General features: G+C 67.0%; 18 protein-coding genes. 5 read left to right on the top strand and 13 right to left on the bottom strand.

Going from position 1 to position 19,897, the window contains the following annotated elements:
* Nucleotides 1-12: 12 nt before the first annotated feature.
* Nucleotides 13-837, bottom strand: a complete 825-nt coding sequence (locus tag WD430_RS02590; RefSeq protein ID WP_339104472.1) for a chemotaxis protein CheW — start codon at nucleotides 835-837, stop codon at nucleotides 13-15.
* Between the two features lie 148 nt (nucleotides 838-985).
* Between WD430_RS02590 and WD430_RS02585 the strand changes: the two genes are divergently transcribed.
* Nucleotides 986-1,444 carry a chemotaxis protein CheW gene (locus tag WD430_RS02585; protein ID WP_339104471.1) on the top strand — a complete coding sequence of 153 codons (459 nt, stop codon included), beginning with the start codon at nucleotides 986-988 and terminating at the stop codon, nucleotides 1,442-1,444.
* A 60-nt stretch (nucleotides 1,445-1,504) separates the two neighbouring features.
* Here WD430_RS02585 and WD430_RS02580 read toward each other — a convergent pair whose 3' ends face one another.
* The 5 genes from WD430_RS02580 to WD430_RS02560 form a co-directional block, all read right to left on the bottom strand.
* A complete protein-coding gene (locus tag WD430_RS02580) occupies nucleotides 1,505-2,284 on the bottom strand; it encodes a DUF5803 family protein (RefSeq protein ID WP_339105785.1) in 780 nt (259 codons plus the stop codon).
* Between the two features lies 1 nt (nucleotide 2,285).
* On the bottom strand, nucleotides 2,286-2,984 hold the full coding sequence (locus WD430_RS02575; protein WP_339104470.1) for a DUF2110 family protein: 699 nt from the start codon (nucleotides 2,982-2,984) through the stop codon (nucleotides 2,286-2,288).
* Nucleotides 2,984-3,502: a transcription factor E gene (gene tfe / locus WD430_RS02570; RefSeq protein WP_008896356.1), complete on the bottom strand. Its 519-nt coding sequence runs from the start codon at nucleotides 3,500-3,502 to the stop codon at nucleotides 2,984-2,986. Before tfe ends, WD430_RS02575 begins: the two co-directional genes overlap by 1 nt.
* Before the next feature lie 96 nt (nucleotides 3,503-3,598).
* On the bottom strand, nucleotides 3,599-3,832 hold the full coding sequence (locus WD430_RS02565; protein WP_339104469.1) for a hypothetical protein: 234 nt from the start codon (nucleotides 3,830-3,832) through the stop codon (nucleotides 3,599-3,601).
* 99 nt (nucleotides 3,833-3,931) lie between these two features.
* Nucleotides 3,932-5,509 (bottom strand): AMP-binding protein, encoded by a 1,578-nt coding sequence (locus tag WD430_RS02560; protein WP_339104468.1) that lies wholly within the window; start codon nucleotides 5,507-5,509, stop codon nucleotides 3,932-3,934.
* 188 nt (nucleotides 5,510-5,697) lie between these two features.
* Here WD430_RS02560 and WD430_RS02555 point away from each other — a divergent pair, with 188 nt between their 5' ends.
* Nucleotides 5,698-6,363, top strand: coding sequence for a hypothetical protein (locus WD430_RS02555; protein WP_339104467.1), 666 nt, complete (start codon nucleotides 5,698-5,700; stop codon nucleotides 6,361-6,363).
* Nucleotides 6,364-6,398: 35 nt separating this feature from the next.
* Here the strand turns inward: WD430_RS02555 and WD430_RS02550 are convergent, their stop codons facing one another.
* Entirely contained in the window at nucleotides 6,399-6,947 is a 549-nt protein-coding gene (locus WD430_RS02550) for a tRNA (cytidine(56)-2'-O)-methyltransferase (protein ID WP_339104466.1), read from the bottom strand.
* A gap of 166 nt (nucleotides 6,948-7,113) precedes the next feature.
* Here WD430_RS02550 and WD430_RS02545 point away from each other — a divergent pair, with 166 nt between their 5' ends.
* From WD430_RS02545 to WD430_RS02535, 3 genes are all read left to right on the top strand, one after another.
* Nucleotides 7,114-9,303, top strand: a complete 2,190-nt coding sequence (locus WD430_RS02545; protein ID WP_339104465.1) for an ATP-binding protein — start codon at nucleotides 7,114-7,116, stop codon at nucleotides 9,301-9,303.
* Nucleotides 9,304-9,361: 58 nt separating this feature from the next.
* Nucleotides 9,362-9,862 carry a cupin domain-containing protein gene (locus WD430_RS02540; RefSeq protein ID WP_339104464.1) on the top strand — a complete coding sequence of 167 codons (501 nt, stop codon included), beginning with the start codon at nucleotides 9,362-9,364 and terminating at the stop codon, nucleotides 9,860-9,862.
* 262 nt (nucleotides 9,863-10,124) lie between these two features.
* A complete protein-coding gene (locus WD430_RS02535) occupies nucleotides 10,125-10,337 on the top strand; it encodes a hypothetical protein (protein WP_339104463.1) in 213 nt (70 codons plus the stop codon).
* A gap of 88 nt (nucleotides 10,338-10,425) precedes the next feature.
* Here WD430_RS02535 and WD430_RS02530 read toward each other — a convergent pair whose 3' ends face one another.
* The 6 genes from WD430_RS02530 to acs (WD430_RS02505) form a co-directional block, all read right to left on the bottom strand.
* The gene (locus tag WD430_RS02530) at nucleotides 10,426-10,881 is read right to left on the bottom strand and encodes a universal stress protein (RefSeq protein WP_339104462.1); all 456 of its coding nucleotides are present in this window, start codon (nucleotides 10,879-10,881) and stop codon (nucleotides 10,426-10,428) included.
* A gap of 2 nt (nucleotides 10,882-10,883) precedes the next feature.
* Nucleotides 10,884-12,584, bottom strand: coding sequence for a VC_2705 family sodium/solute symporter (locus WD430_RS02525; protein WP_339104461.1), 1,701 nt, complete (start codon nucleotides 12,582-12,584; stop codon nucleotides 10,884-10,886).
* The gene (locus tag WD430_RS02520; protein WP_339104460.1) at nucleotides 12,581-13,054 is read right to left on the bottom strand and encodes a DUF4212 domain-containing protein; all 474 of its coding nucleotides are present in this window, start codon (nucleotides 13,052-13,054) and stop codon (nucleotides 12,581-12,583) included. Before WD430_RS02520 ends, WD430_RS02525 begins: the two co-directional genes overlap by 4 nt.
* 56 nt (nucleotides 13,055-13,110) lie before the next feature.
* The gene (acs, locus tag WD430_RS02515) at nucleotides 13,111-15,090 is read right to left on the bottom strand and encodes an acetate--CoA ligase (protein WP_339104459.1); all 1,980 of its coding nucleotides are present in this window, start codon (nucleotides 15,088-15,090) and stop codon (nucleotides 13,111-13,113) included.
* Nucleotides 15,091-15,438: 348 nt separating this feature from the next.
* Nucleotides 15,439-17,673 carry a bacterio-opsin activator domain-containing protein gene (locus WD430_RS02510; protein ID WP_339104458.1) on the bottom strand — a complete coding sequence of 745 codons (2,235 nt, stop codon included), beginning with the start codon at nucleotides 17,671-17,673 and terminating at the stop codon, nucleotides 15,439-15,441.
* Between the two features lie 137 nt (nucleotides 17,674-17,810).
* On the bottom strand, nucleotides 17,811-19,787 hold the full coding sequence (gene acs, locus WD430_RS02505) for an acetate--CoA ligase (RefSeq protein ID WP_339104457.1): 1,977 nt from the start codon (nucleotides 19,785-19,787) through the stop codon (nucleotides 17,811-17,813).
* Between the last annotated feature and the right edge of the window lie 110 nt (nucleotides 19,788-19,897).

The raw sequence follows: 19,897 nt of genomic DNA, 5'->3' as shown, positions 1-19,897 counted from the left end.
GATCGGCTCGGCCTACTCGCGCTGTCCGGACGCCAACAGGAGGCTCTCGACGTCCAGCACGGGGGTCGCCTCGACGACGACCTCTCGCGTCGACTCCGCGTCCGCCGTTCGGTCCGCGTCTCCGTCGTCGGCGTCGTCCGTCGCTTCCGACTCCGCGGACTCGAGCGCGAACGAGTTCCCGGCCGCGTCATCGGTTCCGTCCGGAACCGTCCCTCGTGTGGCCGACAGCGTACTACTTCCGCCGCCGCTGTCGGCACCGATCGCCGTCGCGCTACCCTGCGATCCGCTCTCAGTCCCGGCCCCAGCGACGGACCGGCCGACGTCGGCGGGTTCTCGCTCCGTTTCGAAGAGCGCGACGACCAGCGGGTGGTCGAGCGCATCGCCGGAGAGTCGGCTCTCCTCTACGGTCGTCTCGTCGACGATATCGCTCTCGGGAATCGTCTCGACGCCGATCACGTCGTCGACGTGTACCGCGGCGGACTGCTGGTCGGACGGGCGGTCGAGCACGAGCAATCGTTCGCGCCCCGCGGTGGCCGCGCGCTCGACGTCCGGGAAATGAACGCCCGGATCGATCACGGCCGTGATCTCCCCGCGCAGGTCCACCATGCCCTCGATCGCCGGCGGCGCGCGCGGGACACGGGTGAATTCGTCGGGAACTTCCGCGAGCGTCCGCACGGCCGCGACCGGTACCGCGAGCCGGTGGTCACCCAGTCCGAAGACGACGAACTGCTCGAGTTCGTCCTGGGTTTCGTCCGTCTCGCTGCCGTCCGGTCGCCGACTCCCGTCGGCGTCGTCGATATCGATTCCGAGAAGCTTTTCGGAGAGATCCGGGGTCATGTTCTTGCTCGAGCATCACATTCCAACACTAAAACGTTGACTCCCTGCGTCGAGAGTCGCCGCGACAGACACGCTGCCGGTGTTCGTCGTTTGTTATCCGGATTCCTACCGAAATCCTTACCAGTACACGGTTAAATTTCCCAGCAGTATGGCATCGTCCGTAAACCGAGACGGCGACGACGATCGAATCTCCGTGCTCACGTTTACCCTCGAGGGCGACCGGTACTGCGTCCGGGCCGCCTCCGTGGCCTCCGTCCTCGGCGTCGGAGACGACCGGTCCGTCGCGACGGCCGACGATCCGTGGAACGCCGGAACCGTCTCCGTCGCCGGCGACCGCATCCGGGTCGTCGACCTCCCCCGAGCGTTCGCCTCGTCCGTCCGGACGACCAGCCGGGTCGAGGAACCGAAACTGCTCGTCTTTCGGCTGACCGACGCCGACGACGCGTACGTCGGCTGGCTCGTCGACGACGTCGACGTCACGCGGACCGTCCGGGCGAGCGACCTCGAGCCGACGCCGACGAGCAGCCGGATCGCCCACGTCAAGGGACGGCTCGAGATCGACGGCGACGAGGTCGTCTGGCTCGACGAACGAGCGATCCACGGCTGACGCCGGGTTTCGATCGCTCGACGAACGCGAAAATCCGATAGCCGAGGGACTCGAGCCGGTCTAGCCCATTCCCGGCGGCGGTCCGTCGTTCGAGTCGTCGTCGATGTCGACGTCCAGCCCCATCTCCTCGCGCTCCCTGCGGAGTCGCTTGACCTCTCGGTAGTAGTACGCGATTCCGGCGCCCCCGATGAGGGCGACGGTGCCGATCAGCCCGACGAACAGGGGAATGTCCCGGGAGAGGTAGTAGCGAATCGAGATGGCGCTATCGACTTCCTCCCAGTAGAGCCGTTCCTCGTCGTCGACGATCTCCCGCTCGTACCCGTTCGGACTGACGTCGCCGAAGAGGAAGTTCGACGTCCGGTGTCCCTCGGGGAGCCGGACCTCGTAGGAGCCCTCGACGTACGCCGGCAGGCTGAACGTCTTCCGGCCCGCCTCGCCCGAAAACGCGAGCGTTCCGTCGCCGTCGGGAACGCGAATATCGGTGCTCGAGCGGCCCTGCTCGATGTCTAGCTCCGACCCCGTCACTTCGGTTCCGTTGGGGTACCAGTAGCGGACGCTGTGGATGTCGAGCGCCTGCTCGCTGAAGAGTGTCGATCGGGAGAGCGAGAGCTCCTCCCGGCCGTCGAGGTCGTACACGGCGCGGAACTCGCCGTTGTTGAGCATGTTGCTGCCCGTGACATCGATGGTGACGTCGGCGTCGGACGCGTTGCCTCGCAGGTCGTCGTACTCCTGGTCTCGATCGAGTTCCTCGTCGGAAATTCCGCCGAACACGCCCGAGCAGCCGGCCGTGGTAACGAGCAACCCGACCGCGATCACCGCGAGAACGAGCCGTCGATTCATGTTACGGAACGACACAGCGGAGCTCCGCCGGGAGGTACTCGCCGACGCTCGCGAGCAGTCCCGGCGGGTCGGTGTCTTCGGTGCAGATCACGCTCTGTTCGAGGAGGCCCAGCCGCTCGACGGTGACGTAGTCCTGGGCGTGGCCGGCGCGGTTCAGCGTCGCCCTGACCTCGGCGCGGGTGGCGCTGTTGACGTTGAGCCGACCGTCGCCGCGGGTCCAGTCGTAGAGGCGGTCACGTTCCTCGTCGGCGAGTCGGGACGGCTCGCCGCCGTCCTCGCCGGCGTCTCCCGCACCGTAGACGAACCGCAACGGCAGGTGCTGGACCAGCCCGTATCGCTCGCGGAGCTGTTCGGGCGACCCCGGACCGAGTCCGAGTTCGTCGGTCGGGATCCGCACGCCCTCGCCCTGCCCCGCGTCGAGGACGAAGCCGTCGTCGTCCCACGACTCGAGGGTGCCGACGTAGGTCTCGCCGGGCTCGAGATCGGGGACGATCTCGCCGAACTCCTCGCGGAGGACGTTGCGCGCGACGGTGGCGTCTGCGCCCTCGACGGTCACCGAGGGGAAGTCGTCGTGTCGCACGCCGAGTTCGAACTCGACTTCGAGCTCGCCGATCTCGTTGTCGACCAGCGAGCGAAGCGAGTCCAGCGCCCGCTCGCGGGCGTCGCCCTCGACGTACAGTTTGGTTGCGAGTACGACCATCAGGCCTCTAGGTTGAGTTCGTCCTCGAGGGCGTCGAGGCGGTCGTCCATCGCGTTGACGAGCCGATCGTTGTCCATCGATTCGAGCGGCGAGCCGCATTCGGGACACTCGAAGCCGAAGTCCATGGCCTCGCCGAACTCGAACCGAATCGAGCAGATCTCACAGAGATAGAACTCGTGGTTGCGCTCGTACTCCCGGCGTTCCTCGAGGGCCTCGTGGAGGCGGTACATCTCGTCCTCGAGATTCTCGGGGATGTTGTCGTACTCGAACGTCCAGAGGTAGGTGAGCCACCCCGAGTCCTCGTCGCGCAGTCGTCGGTAGGTCGCGAGATCGTTCTCGTACAGGATAAACAGCGCCCGCCGCACGTCGTTCAACTCGAGATCCAGCTCCTCCGCGAGCTCCTCGTCGGTCACTTCCCCGTCCGGCGGCGCCGCCGCGACGGGCATCCCCTTGGGACCGACCAGCTCGTGCAAGTACTTCTGGATGACCGGATCCTCGAGCAGGTCCTCAAAAGCCATTACCTACGTGTAACGGCATGTGGCCATTAAGTCTTGTTAACTGCCCCGCGCGCAGGTGCCCGGACGAGGGGTCGCTCGAGTCGGCAGTCGGTTCCGTTACTCGGCCGGGCCGTCGTCCGACCGTCCCGTTCTGCCCAGTACCAGACGCAGCGTAACGACGATGAGTAAGAGCATGATCGCCTGGAAGAGCCCGAAGAACAGCCCCATCGAGAACGACGCCGGCAGGGTGTGGCCGGTCGCGAGCAGGCCGACCATGTTGAGGACGACCAGCACCGCGGCGAACATGTAGTACTCGATCGGCGTCCGCTGTAGCGGCGCGTCCGAATCCATACCCGATCTGCGACCTCGAGGGGTGAAAAACTAGCCGTTCGCGGTCGCCGGTGCCGTCGCGATCGACGATCGGGTCACGCGGCGCCTCGGCAGTTCCGGTCAGGTCTCGTCCGCCTCGAGCTCGTACTTCTGTACCTTGCCGCTGGCGGTCCGGGGCAGTTCGTCGATGAACTCGACCGCCCGCGGGTGTTTGTACTCGGCGACGCGGTCGAGGCAGTACCGTTTGAGTTCCTCGGCGGTCGCGTCCGTACCCGGCTCGACGCCGGCCGCGGGAACGACGAAGGCCTTGGGCACCTCGTTGCGGCGTTCGTCCGGGACGCCGACGACGGCGGCGTCCGCGACGGCCTCGTGCTCGAGCAGGAGGTTCTCGAGTTCGCTGGGATAGATGTTGTAGCCGGCGCTGACGATGACGTGTTTCTTCCGGTCGACGATCTCGTAGTAGTTGTTCTCGTCCCGACGGGCGATGTCGCCGGTCCGGAGATAGCCGCGCTCGGTGAACGCCCGCTCGGTTTCCCGGGGCAGTCCGTGGTAGCCCGCCATCACCTGCGGGCCGCGAACGAGGAGTTCGCCTTCCTCGCCGGGAGCCACCTCGTCGCCGCTCTCGTCGACGATCTTGCAGTCGGTCATCCGCAGCGGCTGGCCGATCGTCCCGTGTTTCAGGCCGAACGACGAGCCCCGCTGAGTGTGGGTCGCGCCGTGGGTCTCGGTGAGCCCGTACCCCTCGGCGATGTCGACGCCGGCGGTCTCTTCGAACCGTTCTTGCACTGCGGTCGAGAGCTTCGCGCCGCCCTCCGAGGCCGACTCGAGGCTCGTCAGGTCGTAGTCGCCGAACGCCTCGGCCTCGACCATGTCCGCGTACATCGTCGTCACGCCCACGAAGTGGGTGATCTCCTCTTCCTCGATGAGCTCCATGCACTCCCGGGCGTCCCACTCGAGGGCGCTTCGGAAGTACAGGCTCCCGCCGCCGACCAGCGGCTGGAGCGCGGTGTGGGTGAGGCCGGTGATGTGGTACAGCGGCAGCCAGATGAGGCTGCGGACGTCTTCGCCCTCCGCGTCGACGGTGGAAGCGGTCAGCGGCCAGCTCAGCTGTGCGCGCGTGTTTCGGTGAGTGAGTCGGACGCCCTTCGGATCGCCGGTCGTCCCCGAGGTGTAGGGAAGCAGGGCGACGTCGTCGTCGGCCCGCTCGACCAGCGTCGGCTCGCCGTCGACGTCCTCGAAGAAGACGTCGTCGGGAGTTCGATCCGTCCCCTCGCTCTCGATAGTGATAACCTCCGCCTCGCGGTCGGCGTCCGCGAGGGCTTCGTCGACGACCTCCCGGAGCCACGAGTGGGTGACGATCGCCTTCGCCTCGGTGTCCTCGAGCTGATAGGCCACTTCGCGGCGCTTGTACTGCGGGTTGACCGGCGAGAAGACGACCCCGGCCCTGAACGCGCCCAGTGCGGTCACGAGGTACTCCGGACAGTTCGGTAGAAAGAGCAGCAGTCGGTCGCCGGGCTCGAGGCCCAGCTCGCGGAGCCCCCCGGCGAAGGCGGCGGTCCGCTCTCGCAACTCGGCGTGGCTCGTCCGCTCCCCGTGATGTTCCATCGCCTGTGCGTCCCCGTGCCGGGTCGCCGTCTCGTCGAACAGCGTCGCGACGTTCCCCTCGCGCGCCGCCGGATCGACGTCGTCCAGATCCATGGTGGATGGTACCTAGGATCGCACATAAAATTTCGCGTCAGTAACAGCTTCGGCGAGAGATCGGCAGACGGCTCGACCGGCGGTACCCTCACGGCCGACCTGAACCGCGACGGCCGCCGACCGCTCGACGAACCCGAAATCAGATCGACCGATAGTATTAACTGCGATAGTGTAGGATTATATATGAGATGTTTCGGCGATTCGCGTCTCAGTTTCGGGCGGAGATCGACCGCTCGGACGTCGTGACTGCCGGTATCTTCGCCGCCCTCCTCTCGCTGTCGGGCCACGAGTCGACTGCGATCGGCGTCGCCCTCGGACTGCTCGTCGGCGTCCCGTTCGTCACCGCCCTCTTCGACGCCATCGGGTTCGACCTCGAGCCCGGTCCCGCCGGCGTCGTCCTCGGGGCGCTGGTCGTCGCCGCGGGTGGCTACGTCCATCTCAACGGAGACCGCTGGGTCGGCTGGGGCGCCATCGCGATCGGTGCGTGGATCCTCCTCGACGGGATCGACCGGTGGCGCTACCGCGACGGCCCCAGTGACGCGAACGAGGACGAGGACATGTCGAACGGCGAGGTATTCCGCTACGGCGAGTACAATCGCTGGCTGTTCGAGGAACTCCGCGCGGCCGATCGCCCGCTGACCGCCGCGGAGATCCGGTCGCGGACGGGGCTCACCGATGCCGACTTCGAGCGTCTCCTCGAGATTCACGGCGAGTCCGGGCCGATCGAACGCGTCGGCAACGGCTACGCGATCGACGGGACCGAACTCGGTCCCGCGGCGTTCGTTCGAAATCTAGTCCGCACGGTCGGCGGCCGCCTCCTCCGTCCGTTCCGGCTCTTTCGGCCGGCGGGCTGAGCTCCGACGTCGGTCGCGAACCCGGCCCGATTCGACTACTCCTCGTCGATCGACTCGACGCGCTTGCCCGTCTCCATCGGGAGCACGCGCCGGTCGGCGTCCTCCCAGTCGCGCTCGAGTTCCCGACCCTCGAACAGCCGGTCTAAGAAGACCGCGAGCCCGGCCACTTCGGAGTGGGGCTGGTTGGTGACGCCGACGTTCCAGTCGGCTTCCTCGTAGACGTCGAAGGGGACCTTCTCGGCGCCGACGACGACCAGAATCGGCTCGCCGTCGTCCCCGTGGGCGGCCCGGATCTCGTCCTCGACGTCCTGGACCCGCTCGCCGTACATCGTGAGGTGGACGACTCGACCGTCCCAGTTGCGGATCACGCCCTGGGGCGAATCGGTGCGTTCGACCCCGAAGGGCCCGCCGAAGCGATCGGTGATGTCCGCGACCGTCTCTTCGGACTGGCCCGCGTTGTCGGGGAGGAGGACGCGGTCGGCGCCCAGCGCCCGCGCGGTCAGGCCGACGTGGGTCGTCATCCGCTCGTCCCGGCCGGGCCGGTGGCCGAGCCGGAGGACGGCGACCTCGCTGTCGTCGTGCATGCTCGAACTCACTCTCGGACGAGGTTAGGGGGTTTCGTTTTCGGCCAGCGCCGGTCGGCTCGTTCGGCCTCGTTCGCCGATCGGGATGGACCGGGCGCTTCCCGGTCGAACGCTCGGCTCTCGAAACCGAGCGGGAACGACACTCCCGCTTTGCAGCAAAATCCTCATGGTAGCGGTCGGCATAGGACCGGTAGTGTCTGTCCAGAACCGTGCCATCTCCGCCATCGGCGGGAGACGCATTATCATCGCTCTCGGAGCGCTGTATCTCGCGCTGGCTGTGGGACGGGGTCTCGTACGAATTACTGCCGGGAGACCGCTGGGAAACGTCCTCATCATCACCGTTCTCATCGCCGGCCCCGGGCTCGTCCTCCTCTACTGCGGATACCGGTTACCCGCGTTCGATATCCGGAGCGAATTCCACTCGTTCGTCGCGGAGTGGTGTCTCGGCGGTTTCGGCGTGATGCTCGGCGTCCTCGTCCTGTACAGTCTCCAGCCCGGCGAGGCCGTCGACGACTCGTCGACGGTGTTCATCTTGACGGCGCTCGCCAGCGTCGCCGGCCTCGCGGCCGGCCTCCACGATGCGGAAGCCAAGACCCGGACGCGAGAGCTCGAACAGCGCAACCGGGAGCTGAAACGCACGCAGTCGGAGCTCGAGGAAACGGTGCAACGACTCGAGGTGGCGAACACCCAGCTCGCGGAATCGAACGACCGCCTCGAGCACTATCGAGAGTACACCGATCAGGTGCTGAACGCCATCCACGACGTGTTCTACGTCCTCGAGGAGGACGGGACGCTCCAGCGCTGGAACGAGAGCCTCTGTGAGGTGACGGGCTACTCGGACGCGGACATCGCGTCGATGAGCGCCGTCGACTTCGTCGGCGACGACGACCGCGAGGCGGCCGCGGACGCGATCAGGGACGGGTTCGAAACCGGGAGTCTGCAGCTCGCGGCGGATCTGGTCACCGAGGACGGCGAGGCCATTCCCTACGAGTTCGCCGCCTCGTCGCTCGAGACGCCCGACGGCGAGTCGGTGCTGGCGGGCATCGGGCGCGATATCTCCGAACGCGAGGAGCGCGAGCGGGAACTCGAGCGACGGGCCCGCCAGCAACAGGTCGTCGCCGACCTCGGCCAGCTCGCCCTCGAGACCGACGACCTCGACGAACTCATGCGCGAAGCGGCTCGGCAAGTGGCGGACGTGCTCGACAACGAGTACTGCAAAGTGCTCGACCTGGACCGGGAGCGCGAGGAACTCCTGCTCCGCCAGGGCGTCGGGTGGCGGGACGGTATCGTCGGCGAGGCGACGGTGTCCGCCGTCGAGTCGGACTCCCAGGCCGCCTACACCCTCTCGACCGATCGACCGGTCGTCGTCGAGGATCTCGAGACGGAAACGCGGTTCGGCGGGCCCGCGTTGCTGACGGACCACGACGTTCGCAGCGGTATCAGCACCGTCATCGGTCCGATCGACGAGCCGTGGGGCATCCTGGGGACTCACGACACCGACGCCAAGACGTTCACCGACGAGGACGTCAACTTCGTCCAGAGCGTCGCGAACGTCCTCGCCGAGGCGATCGAGCGCCGGCAGTACCAAGCGGAACTCGAGGAGCTGATCGCCGACCTCGAGGAGTCCAACGAGCGGTTGGAACAGTTCGCCTACGCGGCCTCTCACGACCTCCAGGAGCCGCTGCGAATGGTCTCGAGCTACCTGCGACTCATCGACCGTCGGTACGGCGACGAACTCGACGAGGACGGCCGCGAATTCCTCGAGTTCGCCGTCGACGGCGCCGATCGGATGCGCGAGATGATCGAGGGGCTGCTCCAGTACTCGCGCGTCGAGACGCGGGGCGACGAGTTCGCACCGGTCGATCTCGAGACCGTTCTCGCGGACGTCCGCGAGAACCTCACGGTGAAAATCGAGGAGCACGACGCCCGGATCACGACCGAGTCGCTCCCGCGCGTTCGAGGCGACGAAGGGCAACTGCGCCAGGTGTTTCAGAACCTCGTTTCGAACGCGATCGAGTACAGCGGTGCGGAACCACCGCGGATACACGTGTCCGCCGAACGGAACGGTGCGGAGTGGACGGTGTCCGTCACCGACAACGGGATCGGCATCGAACCGGCGTATCAGGAGCGCATCTTCGAGGTGTTCCAGCGGCTCCACGACCGCGAGGAGCATTCGGGGACCGGAATCGGTCTCGCGCTGTGCGAGCGGATCGTCGAACGCCACGGCGGGGAGATCTGGGTCGACTCCGAACCCGGTGACGGAGCGACCTTCTCGTTCACGGTGCCGGCGATCGAGGCGGACTCCGATCGGCCGTCGGACCTGGAGTCGCGCGGCTATTCCGTTCGCCGCGAATGATCGGCGCGACTCGAGCCCCTCGAAAACCCTTCTACCACTGACGTATATCGGTCAGCGTATGGACAAGATCAACGAGTCCGAGCTCGAGTGGAGCGAATACGACCCCGACCCCGACGACGTGGCGTTTCGCCGCAAGGAGCTCGCGACGGCCGTCGACGCCGACGACCTCGGCTGTAGCCTCTACGAACTCCCGCCGGGGATGCGCTCGTGGCCCTATCACTACCACACGGCCAACGAGGAGGCGCTGTACGTGCTGGCGGGCGAGGGCCTGCTCGTCGCCGCTGACGGCGAGGAGCGGCTGACGGCGGGCGACTACGCCGCCTTCCCGGCGAACGAAGACGGCGGCCATCGGATCGTCAACGACGGCGACGACCCCCTGCGATATCTGCTGGTCTCGACGATGAACGAGCCGGATATCACCGTCTATCCCGAGACGAACAGGTTCGGCGTCTACGCCGGCTCGCCGCCGGGCGGCCGCGAGGAGCGGACGCTCGAGGGCTACTACCGGATCGACGACGAGGTTCCGTACTGGGAGGGGGACGAATCGGACGACGACTGAGGGTTCGCGCTTCGCTCACGACGCGATAACGGAACCCGCGTCGGAAGCGAAGACGACCGTGGCGTTCGTGGGAAATACTGAATCCCCGTCGTGACGTCGGACGGAGGGTTCGGTCGGATCGACGGTCTCGAAGTCGAGAATCCGCGAGCCACGTACGACTGATAGCCGAACGCGCCGTCGGACCGGCCGACGATAGCCTTTTTTCGCAGGGCACGAGATACGCTCGCATGGATACATTCGACTCGGGACGGGTGAGCGGCCGATGACGGGACTCGGTGAGCGACTCGAGACCATCCGCGAGGAGCGGTGGGGACTGCTGGCCGACCTCGCGTTCGCGGTCATCTGGGTGACGGTCGTCGACGTCATCTTCCGCGCTCTCGAGGGCCCGGACTGGGCCTACTACATGTTCATGCTCGCGGGTATCGTCGCCTACTTCGGTTTCTTCGCGAGTCTCAAACTGGCCCGAAAGCGATAGGGCCAGCGCTCGCACCGTCCGTTCGGAACGACGGCGTCGCCGCTGGTCGAGGTCAGTCCGTCGGCGAAAAACAGACCGTGAATCGCGACTACTCCTCGAGGTCGACGACGAGCACCGGCACGTGGGTCGACCGCAGGGTCCGTTCGGTGACGCTACCCAGCAGCGCTCGTCTGATGCCCGAGCGACCGTGGGATCCCATTACGACCAGGTCGATGTCGTTGTCGTCGACGTAGTCGGCGATCAGCGAGTGGGGTCGTCCCGCCGAGACGTGCTCGACGGTCTCGAGGCCCCGTTCGGCCGCGCGGTCGGCCACGTAGCCGGTGGCGCGGTCGGCGCGCTCGCGGACGTCCTCCATCTCGTCGTACTGACCCTGTTCGATGCGATCGAGCTGTTCGCCGCCGAGGGTGAGGCTCATCGAGTCGGTGTCGACGACGTACAGGGTGTGAACGTCGGCCCCGTACTGCTCGGCGAGGTCGACCGCGTGGTCGACGGCCGCCTTGGCCGTTTCGCTACCGTCGGTCGGAACGAGTATTCGGTCGTACATGGTCAGTCGTCAGCAGGGGTCTCGTCGGTGCCGCCGTCGGTCACGACGTCTTCGGCGGTCTGTTGCTGTCCCATGGGTTCGGGGCTGTGACACTGACGAACGATGCGCTTGGTCTCCATCGGCGGTTCGTCGGTGACCATCGAGACGACGATGGTGATCGCGAAGACGAGCGGGACGGCGACCAGCGCCGCGCCGATCGCCGGTACCCACGTGGCCAGCCACTCCGAGAGCAGCGGTGCTTCACTGCCGCTCAGGTACGCCGGGAGGACCTCGTTGATCATCGCGAGCGACCAGATCCCGAGGCCGGTAAGCATCCCGGCGAGGGCGCCTTGGCGGTTGGTGTTCTCCCACCACATCCCGAGGAAGAACATCGGGAACAGCACCGCGCCGGCCAGCGAGAACGCGTAGGACACCAGCGCGGCGATCGGTGCGGCCGGGTCCAGCGCGGCCAGCGTCGTCAGCACGCCCAGCGCGACGATGCTCAGTCGACCGACGAGCACCTGCTGGCGCTGGGTCGCGTCGGGGTTGATGATGTTCGTGTAGAGGTCGTGGGAGATCGCCGAGGAGCCGGCGATGAACAGGCCGGCGGTCGTCGCGATGGCCGCGGCGATACCGCCCGCCGCGACGAGGCCGACGAACCACTGGGGCAGTTCCGCCAGTTGCGCCGCCAGCACGACGATGACGTCACCTGCTTCCGAACTCATGCCGGGGTCGCCGTAGACCGGACCGACGTTCTCCGCGAAGAGGTCGGTCCCGAACGCCGCGAACGCGGGGGCGCTCCAGTACAGCAGGCAGATGAAGAACAGCCCCCAGACGGTCGACCAGCGGGCCGTCCGCTCGCTCTCGACCGTGTAGAACCGCACCAGCACGTGCGGGAGGCCACAGGTACCGACGATCAGCGAGAAACACGTCGCGATCCAGAGGTAGTAGCTCTCGTTCGTGAACGGCTCGCTGAACTCGTTGCCGAGTTCGGTGATCAGCGTCCCGTACTCGAGGTGCGGGAGCACGGTCGAGTACCCCTGCGTGAAGCCGACGAGGTAGAGGCCGGCGAGGAACGCGACGATGAGGATGACGTACTGGACGGCCATGTTCTTCGTCGCGCCCAGCATGCCCGACAGCGTCAGGTAGCCGACCGTGATGGTCATCATCGCGACGACCATGACCTGGTAGCCGCTCAGACCGGGGATCACGCCGCCGAAGTCACCGAAAATGTACAGACCGACCAGCCCCATCCCGCGGGCCTGCCCGATCGCGTAGACGAACCCGATGAGGAACGTCGTGACCGCTGCGATAGCGCGTGCGCTGTCGGAGTTGAACCGGTCGCCGACGAAGTCCGGGGCGGTGTACTTCCCGAACCGCCGCAGCTGGGCGGCCATGAAGATCAGCAGGATGAAGTATCCCGTCGTCCAGCCGACGACGAACGCCAGGCCGTAGAAGCCCGACAGCGCGATCAGCGACGCCATCCCGAGGTAGGACGCGGCCGACATCCAGTTGGCGCCGATCGCCATCCCGTTCTCGACGTTCCCGATCGAGCGGCCGGCGACCCACATGTTCTCGGTGTCGGCCACGCGGAACACGTAGCCGATCGCGAGGAACAGGAGGAGCATCCCGAGGACCAGGACCGAGGGGGCGATCTTGAACGAGATGTCCAGCCCCTCCGGGAGCAGCTCCTCCGTCTGGAGGACGGTCGCGGCACCGATCATTCGTCGACACCTCCGTCGGTCGCCGCGGCTCCTTTATCGCCGCGGCCGGTCTCTTCGACGGCGGCGTGGTCGATCCCGTACTTCGCGTCGAGCGCGTCGCGCTTGCGGGCGTACCAGAACGAGAGGAGCAGCGCTCCCGTCGGTCCGCCGATCGCGACCAGGAAGTAATGCAGCGGGAAGCCGAGCATCGGTATCTGCGTCGTCATCAGGTCCGGTGCGAACCGCGTCAGCGTCACCGGACCGAAGACGACGACGAACCAGACGGCGAACCCGCTCCAGACGAGCCGGAGGTGATCCCGCATGAACTGCGTGCTCGGGTTCAGTAGGTTCACCTCCGAACTGAGATAGTCGGTGTTCTGGTGGGCTCGCGCGGGCGATCCGCTGGCCACCCCGCCGTCGGCTTTCACCTCGGCGTCGTTCGTCGAACTGTTCGATCCGTCGTCCGTGTCGTGGCTGTTATTGTCTGCCATATTTTGATGCAGTGTGTCGCTGATCGTGTGGTATCGTTCGAAAACCGAGGTGGTGCTCAGTCGTCCGTGACCTGATCGGCGATCTCGTCGACGACCTCCGGATTCCGGAGCGTCGAGGTGTCACCCAACTCGTCGCCGCTGGCGATGTTCTCGAGCAGGCGGCGCATGATCTTGCCCGAACGCGTCTTCGGGAGTTCGGGCGTGAAGACGATCTCCTCGGGTTTGGCGATCGGGCCGATCGAGTCGAGGACGGCCTCCATGGCCTTCTCCTCGAGTTCGTCGTGTCGGTCCTCGTAGCCGTCCTCGGGGATGGCGTAGACGTAGACCGCCTCGCCCTTCACGTCGTGGTCGCCGCCGACGACGGCGGCCTCGGCGATCCCCTCGACGCCGACGACGGCCGACTCGATCTCCATCGTGCCCAGCCGGTGGCCGGAGACGTTGATCACGTCGTCGACCCGGCCGAGGATGGTGATGTAGTCGTCCTCGTCGATCTTCGCGCCGTCCTCGGGGAAGTAGATCCACTCGTCGGCGTCCGCGTCGGAGTACTCGTCCCAGTACTCCTCGATGAACCGCTCGTCGTTCTGGTACAGCGTCCGGAGCATCCCCGGCCACGGGTTGTTGACCGTGACGTAGCCGGCCTGCCCGGCGTCGACCTCCTCGCCCTGCGCGTCGACGACCCGGGCGTCGATGCCCGGCAGCGGCGGTCCGGCGGAGCCGGGCTTCATCGTGTTGACGCCCGGTAGCGTCGTGATCATCATGCCGCCGGTCTCGGTCTGCCACCAGGTGTCGACGATGGGACACTCCTCGTTCCCGATGTGTTTGTAGTACCACTTCCACGCGCGGGGGTTGATCGGCTCCCCGACGGTGCCGAGCAGGCGCAGCGAGGAGAGGTCGTGGTTCTCGGTGTACTCGGCCCCCCACTTCATGAACGCGCGGATCGCCGTCGGCGCGGTGTAGAAGATGTCGACCTCGTTCTTCTCGACGATCTCCCACAGCCGGTCCTTGTCCGGATAGTCCGGCGTGCCCTCGTACATCACGCTGGTCGTGCCCAGCGCGAGCGGGCCGTAGACGATGTAGGAGTGACCGGTGATCCAGCCGATATCCGCCGAGCACCAGTAGGTGTCGTCGGCCTCGATGTCGAGTACGGCGTGGGAGGTCCACGCCGTATAGGCGAGGTAGCCACCGGTCGTGTGCTTGACACCTTTCGGCTGCCCCGTCGTTCCCGAGGTGTACATCAGGAACAGCATGTCCTCGGCGTCCCGAGTGACCGGTTCGACCGAGGCGCCCTCGTGGTCGGCGACGAGCTCGTCGTAGTCGCGCTGGTTGTCAGCGAGCTCGTGCTCTACGTCGTCGCCCAGTCGATCGACGACCACGACGTCGGACACCTCGTGCTCGACGCCCTCGAGGCCCTCGTTGGTCTTCGAGAGGTGGTCGAGGGCGTCGCCGCGACGGTAGTAGCCGTCGCAGGTGACGAGGTACTCGCTGTCCGCGGAGTTCATCCGGGTCGCCAGCGCGTCGGCCGAGAAGCCGGCGAAGACGACGCTGTGGGGTGCGCCGATACGGGCGCAGGCCAGCATCGCGATCGGCAGCTCCGGGACCATCGGCATGTACAGCGTGACGATGTCGTCTTCCTCGACGCCGAGGTCGCGCAGCGTCGCGGCGAAGGCCTCGACCTCGTCCAGCAGCTCGCTGTAGGTGTAGGTCCGGGTCTCGCCGAGTTCGCCCTCCCACTCGATGGCCACGCTGTCGCCGCGGCCCTCCTCTACGTGCCGATCGAGGCAGTTGTACGAGGCGTTCAGTTCCCCACCGGTGAACCACTCGTAAAAGGGCGCGTCGCCGTCCTCGAGGACGGTGTCGTACTCCTCGTCCCACGACAGCAGATCGGCCGCTCGCTCCCAACACTCGGGCCAGTTCTCCTCGAACTCCTCGTAGATCCCCGGATCCGAGACGTTCGCCTGCTCGACGAACGACTCGGGGGGCTCGAACGTCTCCTGTTCCTCGAGGCGGGCCTCGAGGTTGGCGTCCTCCTGTGACATGATACACCACACCCAAACACAACTGGCATAGTAAAGCCGCCATCTAGTTGTGCAAAATCGACCCGATATAGGGGGAAATAGCTAGGGAATATTGACTATATTAGGAGCATATAGCCGCTTATATCGCCTCGAGTCCCCGGCTGAGGCGGTCGCGCGACGAGCGATCGCGAGTCGATCCGGGCTCAGTCGTCGCCGGACCCTGTATGTGCAGGGTGTTCATCTAGAGGGTTAGTATCCGATCGGACGACACGACGACCGGCCGGCTCCGCTCGTAACGGCCGGCGATCGTCCGTCGCGTGCCGTCAGTCGTCCGTCGCGACACGCATCAGCCGTCCGTCGCGACAGCGCTCAGCCGATCTCGTGGGACTCGTCGCCGGCCGGATCGTCGAAGAAGGTTCGCAGCAGTTCGTGTTGACCCTTCCGCAGGTGGTTGTGGAGCGTCGGCGACGAGATCCCCATCGCGTCGGCGATCTCCTCGGCCGTGCTCTCGCGGGGCCAGTCGTAGTAGCCGCCGAAGTACGCCGCCCGCAGCGACGCCTCCTGGCGGTCGGTCAGTCGGTCCTCGAGCCCCTCGCGGAACTCCCGGGCGGTCCGGACGGTCCGCTCGGTCTCGCGTTTGCCGATCAGTTCGGAGTCGGGGAAGACGGCGCGAAGCCCGTCGACGATCGTCCGGATATCGGCGTCGGCGGCGCACTCAGCGGTGATCGTCGCGGTTCCGCCCTCGAAGCGCGCCTCGAGGACGGTGGTGCCGTACTCGGTGAGCGTGACGATCGGACAGGAGCTATCGATCACGAACTCGACGCGCCACCCCTCGGCGTCGGTCTCGACCAGCCGGTAGTCCTCGATGCCGGACTCGTCCGCCGCGAGGTCGAAGACGTCGGCCGGCGAGGCGTCCTCGAGGCGCAGGTAGTACAGCTGCGTCGACTCCGAGACGGGGACGAGCGAGTCGAGTTCGAACCGACAGCCCAGTCGCCGCGAGGCGGCGACGAAGAACGAGTCGTCGTCGCGACACTCGACGTCGAGTTCGACGACCCGATCGGACAGCAGGAGGTTCCGCCGCCGGATCGCGGCGATGGCGTAGCCGACCTGTCGACCGATCGTCTCGAGCCAGCTCCGTTCCTCCTCGTCGAACGCCGCGGCCGCGTCGGTCGCGACCGAGAGGGTACCGTAGACCGTGTCGCCGTAGCGCAGCGGAATGCGGGCGAGAGCACCGGTCGCGTCGTCTCCGTCCGCCGCAGCGTCGACCGCGTCGCCGTCGACTGCCAGGGCGACGTCGGTCGCGACGGCCATCGTCGACGGCTCGGTCGCGGCGTCGGTCGTCCCGCCATCGTCGTCTCGCCACTCGTCCGGGACCAGCGGATCGACGGCGTCGGGGTCGATCCCGCTGGCGGCCCGCGAGTCCGTCCGCCGGTCCGCGTGGGTCGCCCGATCGATCCAAGCGTACTCGTAGGCCCGGCCCGCCGTCAGCGCGGCGCAGGTGTTCGCCTCGATCTCCTCGTGGTCGGTCGCCTCGAGCAGCGCTCGCGTGACCCCGCGGTGGGCCCGGGCGACGGCGTACCGGCGCTCGAGTTCGTTCCGCCGCGTCCGGTGTTCCTCGAGTTCCTCGTGGGCGGGCGAGACGTCGCGGACGAAGACGGCGAAGCCCCGGTGACGCCCCTGATCGTCCCGCAGCGGCGAGATGACTTCGGTCGCCCGGAACCGCGATCCGTCTTCGCCGACGCGCCACCCCTCGTGTTCGTAGCCCGACTCCTCGATGGCCGTCGAGAGCGCGCGTTCGGGGACGCCCTCGTCGACCGCGTCGTCGGTGTAGAACGTCGAGACGTGCGTACCGACGATCTCGCCGGCCCGATAGCCGAACATCGCGGCCGCGCTCCGGTTCCAGCGCTCGACGTAGCCGTCGGCGTCCAGGCGCAACAGCGCGTACCGGTCGCTGGCGGCCAGCAACAGCCGGATGACGCCGTCGTCGTCCACGATCGGTCCGTCGCTTCGGTCGCTGCCGGGTCCGGACGGCCGTTCGACGGCGTCGAAGGAGTCGACGATCTCGGCGTCGGTCGGCTCCGGCAGGTACGACTCGAGGGCTTCGAAGCTCCGCCAGCCGCCGGCGGCCTTGACCACCCGCGGGTTGACGCCGTGGTCGACCAGCGCCCGGCGGGCGAAGTACCGCCGGAGGTCGCTCGTGGAGACGTCGGCCAGGCCCGGTCGGTCGAACAGTTCGGCGGCCCGATCGGCGACGTCAGAGACGAGCATCTGGAGGCGCCGCGCCGTGACGGGAAAGATCCGGTCGTCGGTCGTCAGCCCGTTACTCCGCGCGTAGCGGCGTAGTTCCCGCTCGACGCGGGTCGGCAGATACGCCGTCCGCGCCGCTCCCCCGTCGACGGCCGGGACGCGAACCAGATAGCGGGGCGGCTCGATCCGGACCTGCTCGACGTCGTCGACGGTGAGTTCGGTCAGTTCCCGCGGCCGAAGCCCGACGTCGCCACAGAGGCGGACCACCAGCGCCTCCCGGTAGGTTTCGGCGGCATCGAGGAGGACCTCGTATTCTTCGCGCGCGAGCGTCGACGCGTCGACCCCCTCGAGACTCATGCTTCGCTCATTCTAATGGCGCGAATATAATTGTGTCGGCATCCTCAGCGCTGTCACGCTCTGTTTGGGAATCGTGTGCATCGCGATTCAGCCATTTCGTTTCGCGTAATTTGAAAGCGCGAAACGACCGCGGCGACTCACTCCTCGTCGATCTCCGCCTGAATCTCGCCGACGATCTCCGGGTTTCGCAGGGCGCTGGTGTCGCCCAACTCCTCGCCGTTCGCGACGTCCTCGAGCAGCCGACGCATGATCTTGCCCGAACGCGTCTTGGGGAGTTCGGGGGTGAAGACGACCGCCTCGGGACGGGCGATCGGTCCGATCGCGGCCTCGATATTGTCGACGATCGCCCCGCGGACGGCGGTCTCGTCGTCGTAGCCGCCCTCGGTGCTGACGTAGGCATAGATGTCGGTGCCGTTCACCTCGCTCGAGCGGCCGACGACGGCGGCCTCGGCCACGCCGGCGACGTCGGTGATCGCCGACTCGATCTCCATCGTGCTCAGCCGGCGCCCGGAGACGTTGATCACGTCGTCGACCCGGCCGAGGACGGTGACGTATCCGTCCTCGTCGATCCGGGCGGCGTCGCCGCTGAAGTAGTGCCACTCGTCGGCGTCGGGGTCGGAGAACCGGTCCCAGTACTCCGCGCGGAAGCGGTCGTCGCCGTCGTACAGCGTCCGGGCCATCCCCGGCCACGGGCGGGCGATCGTGAGATAGCCCGTGTCGCCCGGATCGACCGCCTCGCCGGAGCTATCGACGACGCGGACGTCGATCCCCGGGAGTCCCGGCCCGGCCGCGCCGGGTTTCATCTCGTCGATCGCCGGGAGCGTCGAGATCGTCACGGCCCCCGTCTCGGTCTGCCACCAGGTGTCGACGACGGGACAGGCCTCGTTGCCGATGTGTTCGTAGTACCAGTTCCACGGGCGGGGACTGATCGGTTCGCCGACGCTGCCGAGCAGGCGCAGCGACGACAGATCGTGTTCCGCGGGGTACTCCTCGCCCCACTTCATGAACGCGCGGATCGCCGTCGGGGCCGTGTAGAAGACGTCGACAGCGTTGCGATCGACGATCTCCCAGAGCCGATCCCGGTCGGGGTAGTCGGGGGTCCCCTCGTACATCACCGTCGTCGTCCCCAGCGCGAGCGGGCCGTAGACGATGTAGGAGTGGCCGGTGATCCAGCCGATGTCGGCCGCACACCAGTAGGTGTCCTCGGGCTTGACGTCTAAGACGGCGTGGCTCGTCCACGCGACGTGGGCGAGATAGCCCCCCGTGGAGTGGACGACGCCCTTCGGCTCGCCGGTCGTCCCGGAGGTGTACATCAGGAACAGCATGTCCTCGGCGTCCCGCGAGACCGGTTCGACGGTCTCGCCGGCGAACTCCTCGCGGAGGTCGTGGTAATCGTACTCCTCGTCGCCGAGCACGTGGGGGAGATCCTCCCCCAGCCGGTCGACGACGACCGTCCGCACGTCCTGCTCGAGTTTGAGCTGGGCGTTGTCGGCCTTGCTCTTCTGGTTGAAGGCGTCGCCCCGGCGGTAGTAGCCGTCGCAGGTCAGCAGGTACTCGCTGTCGGCGGCGTCCATCCGCGTGACGAGCGCGTCGGCCGAGAGCCCGGCGAAGACGACGCTGTGGGGCGCGCCGATGCGGGCGCAGGCCAGCATCGCGACGGGCAGTTCCGGGATCATCGGGAGGTAGATCGTCACCACGTCGTCCTCCTCGACGCCCAGCTCGCACAGTGCCGCGGCGACCTCGTTGACCTCGACGTACAGATCGCGATAGGTGTAGGTCCGGCGCTCGCCCTGTTTGCCCTCCCAGCGGATCGCGGCGTGGTTCTTCCGCCCCGCCTCGAGGTGCCGATCGAGGCAGTTGTACGACGCGTTCAGTTTCCCGCCGGAGAACCACTCGTAGAACGGGGCCTCGCTGTCCTCGAGGACGGTATCGTACGCCTCGTCCCACGACAGCAGGTCGGCTGCCCGCTCCCAGCACTCCGGCCACTCCGCCTCGAACTCCTCGTAGATCCCCGGCTCCGAAACGTTCGCCTGCTCGACGAACGACGACGGTGGGCTTCGGGGCGACCCGGTGAGGACGGGCTGCTCCCGTTCCCACCCGTTCCGATCGACCATTCTCGTTCGAACCGACGGCAGACAGTGGAATAAGCGTTAGGTACCGAACTTTTTTAACGGGGGCATCGGCTGGCGTCGAAGACGCCAGCCTCAACCCCCGTCAAAAAACT

Source organism: Haloterrigena sp. KLK7 (assembly GCF_037914945.1).
Lineage (GTDB): Archaea > Halobacteriota > Halobacteria > Halobacteriales > Natrialbaceae > Haloterrigena > Haloterrigena salinisoli.
The sequence above is the reverse complement of the archived record's forward strand: the minus strand, read 5'-3'. Positions and strand labels throughout refer to the sequence as shown.

Coding starts and splice junctions, on each gene's coding strand:
- WD430_RS02590 (WP_339104472.1), bottom strand. CDS start 837: ATGACCCCGGATCTCTCCGAAAAGCTTCTCGGAATCGATATCGACGAC.
- WD430_RS02585 (WP_339104471.1), top strand. CDS start 986: ATGGCATCGTCCGTAAACCGAGACGGCGACGACGATCGAATCTCCGTG.
- WD430_RS02580 (WP_339105785.1), bottom strand. CDS start 2,284: ATGAATCGACGGCTCGTTCTCGCGGTGATCGCGGTCGGGTTGCTCGTT.
- WD430_RS02575 (WP_339104470.1), bottom strand. CDS start 2,984: ATGGTCGTACTCGCAACCAAACTGTACGTCGAGGGCGACGCCCGCGAG.
- tfe (WP_008896356.1), bottom strand. CDS start 3,502: ATGGCTTTTGAGGACCTGCTCGAGGATCCGGTCATCCAGAAGTACTTG.
- WD430_RS02565 (WP_339104469.1), bottom strand. CDS start 3,832: ATGGATTCGGACGCGCCGCTACAGCGGACGCCGATCGAGTACTACATG.
- WD430_RS02560 (WP_339104468.1), bottom strand. CDS start 5,509: ATGGATCTGGACGACGTCGATCCGGCGGCGCGCGAGGGGAACGTCGCG.
- WD430_RS02555 (WP_339104467.1), top strand. CDS start 5,698: ATGTTTCGGCGATTCGCGTCTCAGTTTCGGGCGGAGATCGACCGCTCG.
- WD430_RS02550 (WP_339104466.1), bottom strand. CDS start 6,947: ATGCACGACGACAGCGAGGTCGCCGTCCTCCGGCTCGGCCACCGGCCC.
- WD430_RS02545 (WP_339104465.1), top strand. CDS start 7,114: ATGGTAGCGGTCGGCATAGGACCGGTAGTGTCTGTCCAGAACCGTGCC.
- WD430_RS02540 (WP_339104464.1), top strand. CDS start 9,362: ATGGACAAGATCAACGAGTCCGAGCTCGAGTGGAGCGAATACGACCCC.
- WD430_RS02535 (WP_339104463.1), top strand. CDS start 10,125: ATGACGGGACTCGGTGAGCGACTCGAGACCATCCGCGAGGAGCGGTGG.
- WD430_RS02530 (WP_339104462.1), bottom strand. CDS start 10,881: ATGTACGACCGAATACTCGTTCCGACCGACGGTAGCGAAACGGCCAAG.
- WD430_RS02525 (WP_339104461.1), bottom strand. CDS start 12,584: ATGATCGGTGCCGCGACCGTCCTCCAGACGGAGGAGCTGCTCCCGGAG.
- WD430_RS02520 (WP_339104460.1), bottom strand. CDS start 13,054: ATGGCAGACAATAACAGCCACGACACGGACGACGGATCGAACAGTTCG.
- acs (WP_339104459.1), bottom strand. CDS start 15,090: ATGTCACAGGAGGACGCCAACCTCGAGGCCCGCCTCGAGGAACAGGAG.
- WD430_RS02510 (WP_339104458.1), bottom strand. CDS start 17,673: ATGAGTCTCGAGGGGGTCGACGCGTCGACGCTCGCGCGCGAAGAATAC.
- acs (WP_339104457.1), bottom strand. CDS start 19,787: ATGGTCGATCGGAACGGGTGGGAACGGGAGCAGCCCGTCCTCACCGGG.